This window comes from Kitasatospora sp. NPDC002227 (assembly GCF_040296285.1).
In the GTDB taxonomy this organism is placed as follows: domain Bacteria; phylum Actinomycetota; class Actinomycetes; order Streptomycetales; family Streptomycetaceae; genus Kitasatospora.
The window spans coordinates 1-3,731 of sequence record NZ_JBEOWY010000115.1; the positions used below are offsets into that span (position 1 = coordinate 1).

Below are 3,731 nucleotides of genomic sequence, written 5' to 3' on the forward strand. Positions count from 1 at the left end.
ACCCACACACCAGCGAGCACCAACCACCCCGAAGACGCAGCAGCCACCCACACAGCCCTCCACCGCCCACCACGACCCCAACAGCCGGCCCACCCACCACAGCCCGCCGCCAGGCGACCCGGCCCGCCCCGGCCCGAGGGGATAAGAAGAAAAAGCACAGCGCAGCGTCACCAAGGCGACGTGCGCACCCGCTCCCCAACCCAACCATCATCACTCTCAACAGGAAGGGGGCGCACAGAGGTAAGTCGGAGTCTGGTGAGGCCAACTAACCGAGCCTGAGCTGTACAGATGCCGCGCGAGGGTCATCGGGGAGTGTCTCTAGTCGAAACCAGAGACGAAACTACCGGCGAAACCAGGTACGAAACCAGAGGGGAAACCAGAGACGAAACCGGCCGGAGAGATCGGGGCGTGGATCTTGGCAACAGTGACTAGATACGCTATAGTTATTCATGTCGGCAGGGGGTGGCACCCCGACCGACTCAACCCGAACCGCCCGTCGAAGGGAACACCGTGGAGTTTGAGCCCGAGCTGCTGATCGAAGCCCTGGAATCGGATGCCCATGTGCAGAGCCTCAAGGCCGAGCTGGCCCGCGCGCTGAGTCTCCGTGACGCCAAGCTGTACGGCCTGTGGCGGGCCGCCAAGGACCCCGCAATCGTCGCCGCCCACATGGGCCGGTCGGTCACCTCCCGCACGGTGCGCAGCGCGGTGCTGAAGCTCGCCCCGCGCGAGGACTTCGTTCAGCCCCAGCTGTTCGAGACGGTGTCGCAGTCGCCGAAGGTCGAACTCGCGGCGTAGCGGTCGCGCTGTAGTCGTCGCCCGGCGGGCGGCGCGGTTGGCCGCCCGCCGGTATTTGTCCAGGGTTCTTTTAGCAGTAGGGGTATCTCAGTGCGGGACGATCACGCTTTCGAGGAATTCAGCTTTCTTCTCCCCGGCACCTTGAAGATTGTCGGAAGGGCCATTGAGAGTATTCGGAAGGGTTCTTCCGAGCGGCTTTCGGAAGTTGGCGGAGAATTTGTTTCCGGTGATTTCTCACTGATCGAGTTTCGGTCCTTTGCTGGTGAGCTGTACGGGCGGGTTTCCCGGGGTGGGTACGACCGGGCGCGGTTCCGGGCACGGGGTGCGCTGCGGTCGCTCGCGTCGGCGGTGGAGTACGCGGGTTGGGGGATGATGGCGGACGCCGTGGAGTGTGTGCAGGCCGCGCTGCGTGAGGCATCCGCCGCAGTCGCACGTTAGCGATCTTGGTCCCCGGGGCCGGCCCCGATGCTCGGCCCCGGGTCCGACAGGGTGACTTTCCAGGTGAGGGCCGATTTCGGCTCCCCTTGGTGGTTGTCCATGCTATAGTTGTTCATGTCGGAGGGGGTGGCACCCCGACCGGCTCAACCCGAACCAACCGGAAGGACCCCGAGATGAACGCCCAGACCCGCAAGGCCCAGCAGACCCGCCGCGACCGCGCCGCCCAGACCCGCAAGGCTGCCCGCAACGCCCGGGCCCACGCCGCCGTCCTCTCCGGTCGTGCTCTCCCCGTCGCCGTGGTGATGGCCGGTGCCGGGTACGACGCCGCCGACATCAGCCGCAACACCTCCGCGATCTCCAAGAAGCTCGGTGCCGCCGACGCGATGGGCAAGCACCGCAAGCGCCTCACCACCAAGAGCCCGAGCCGGGTCAACAAGGGCGGGCGCAACCGCCGCATGCGGACCTTCCCGGTCAAGCACTACAGCGCCGCCCGGGTGCTCGGTCTGCTCCAGACCCACCGCCCGAAGGACAAGGCGGTTGCCGCCCGCTTCGAGCAGGTAGCCACCAGCCCCAAGTTCCGCGCCCTGGCGCTCGCCCTGGCCGCCTGAGCCAGCCGCCCCGGCGGGGGCGGCCACCCGGCCGCCCCCGCCCCGAGTCGCTGCGCCCCGTCAGCCCCCGAAGGGATGGGGTTCCACACTCGCAAATGGTATCTAGATACGCTATAATTATTCATGTCGGCAGGGGGTGGCACCCCGACCGGCTCAACCCGAACACCCCGAGCAAGGAGCAGACCACCGTGCAGGACCAGATGACGTTCGACATCGCGGACAGCGCCGAGCTCGACCACCAGGGAGCGGGCGAGGCCGCCGACGAGGTGCAGGCGCAGCTGCGTGCCGGGGTGGAGGCTTGGCGCCTGCCGGTGGACGCCACGGGCCGCACGGTCAGGCCGGACCACCTGGCAGTGCAGGACTTCTACGAGCAGACTCACGCCCGCCGGGTGAAGCGGGTGTTCGAGCAGGGAAGCTGGCTGGCCGAGATGGTGAGCGAGGTCGACGGCTCCACCTTCACCGAGGGCTGCAACCGACTGCGCATCGTCACCCAGGAGGCCATTGACGCGCTCGTCCGGGTGGCGGTCGAGGCGAACGGCCACCACGGCCAGGTGATCGAGTCCATCGCGGGCGGGAGGGCCGGGCAGTTCCGGGTCCGGTGCTCCTGCGAAGACGGGTTCGAGCTGGTGGAGACGGGGCACAGCCGGGCGATTGCCTGGCGCGGGTCGGAGGCCGAGGCCCGCGCCCTGTTCGCCGAGCACGCTTCGGCCGCCGGGGCCCCGGCGGCCGAAGCCACCCCGGCCCAGGAGGGCGGCGCGGTGTCGGACGACCAGGAGCCGGCCGAGGCGTTCGCCATGGTCCTGGAGTCGGCGCCGGTGCTGTCGGTCCCGGTGCAGCGTGCGGCGAGCGGCGGGGGCGCGACGACGTGGGCGGGCATCCGGCCGGAGGCGTTCGGGAAGGTGAGGGCCGTTCAGCCGGTCCTGTTCGCTCCGTCCGCCGATGCGGTCGGCACAGGTTCGCTGTTCGGGGACGGCTGAGCTGCGCCCTGGTGCGGCCCCCGCCAGGAGGCCGCACCAGGCCCCGACTAGCAAAGGGTGGTTATAGCTGCTATAGTTGTTTATGTCGGAGGGGGTGGCACCCCGACCGGCTCGACCCGAACGACCCAGGAGGAACACGATGGCCGCGAACACCCTGACCGTCCGAGGACTGACCGCCAGCCAGCGGGACGAGGCCGGCCATCTGACCATCACCTCGCTCGGCGACATCACCGTGTCACTGCAGGGCATGCCCGCGGCCGAGCTGGCGGAATGGCAGTGGCTGACCAACACGCTCAACCCCGGTCTCGACGAGGAGACCCACCGGCTGACCGTCACCGGGTGGAAGGTCACGCACCCGGCGGCGGGAACCATCGGCCTCCTGTTCCAGGGATACGGCACCCGGTTCCACATCGAGTGGTTCAATCCCGAGATCGACGACTTCTGCTCGGCCGGTCAGCAGGCACGGCTGCGCCACGGTGTCGCGCAGATCCTGAACGCGCGGCAGCACCACGGCCACCCCGTCCCCGTCGACCCGCAGCCCGAGGCCGCCGAGCCCGCCCCCGCCGAAGCGCCGCCGACGCGGCTCCCGGGCGGCACGCTGATCCGGTACAGCGGCTCCCTCCAGGATTTGCACGGCGAGACGTTCCTCGCGTACGCCTGCGACGGCGGAGACGAGGACTTCTGCGACTGTGGCAAGTACGAGCTGTACGACCCGGTGCTCGGCGTACTGAGGGCCGCTCACGTCTCCCACCGATCCGTCGCGGCCGTCCAGCCCGACCCCGCCCGGCTCCACCGGGAGCCCGTCGGCTGACCACCGAGGCCAAGCCGCGCACCCCCGTCCAGCCACGCCGGGAGGGGCGTCACCGGGCCCGCGTCCACGCCGAACTGCTCGCCCGTCGAGTGCTGTCCGGCC

Annotated in this window: 5 protein-coding genes; all 5 read left to right on the top strand. The window is 69.3% G+C overall.

The features are described from left to right. Positions 1 to 510 precede the first annotated feature (510 nt). The 5 genes from ABT095_RS38595 (at position 511) to ABT095_RS38615 (ending at position 3,629) form a co-directional block, all read left to right on the top strand. Positions 511 to 795 carry a hypothetical protein gene (locus tag ABT095_RS38595; protein ID WP_350534311.1) on the top strand — a complete coding sequence of 95 codons (285 nt, stop codon included), beginning with the start codon at positions 511 to 513 and terminating at the stop codon, positions 793 to 795. Positions 796 to 885: 90 nt separating this feature from the next. Then, positions 886 to 1,233 carry a hypothetical protein gene (locus ABT095_RS38600; protein ID WP_350534312.1) on the top strand — a complete coding sequence of 116 codons (348 nt, stop codon included), beginning with the start codon at positions 886 to 888 and terminating at the stop codon, positions 1,231 to 1,233. A gap of 173 nt (positions 1,234 to 1,406) precedes the next feature. Next, a complete protein-coding gene (locus ABT095_RS38605) occupies positions 1,407 to 1,841 on the top strand; it encodes a hypothetical protein (RefSeq protein ID WP_350534313.1) in 435 nt (144 codons plus the stop codon). Between the two features lie 95 nt (positions 1,842 to 1,936). Further along, complete coding sequence (locus tag ABT095_RS38610) at positions 1,937 to 2,818, top strand: hypothetical protein (RefSeq protein ID WP_350534314.1); 882 nt, start codon at positions 1,937 to 1,939, stop codon at positions 2,816 to 2,818. Positions 2,819 to 2,957: 139 nt separating this feature from the next. After that, positions 2,958 to 3,629 (top strand): hypothetical protein, encoded by a 672-nt coding sequence (locus ABT095_RS38615; protein ID WP_350534315.1) that lies wholly within the window; start codon positions 2,958 to 2,960, stop codon positions 3,627 to 3,629. Positions 3,630 to 3,731 lie beyond the last annotated feature (102 nt).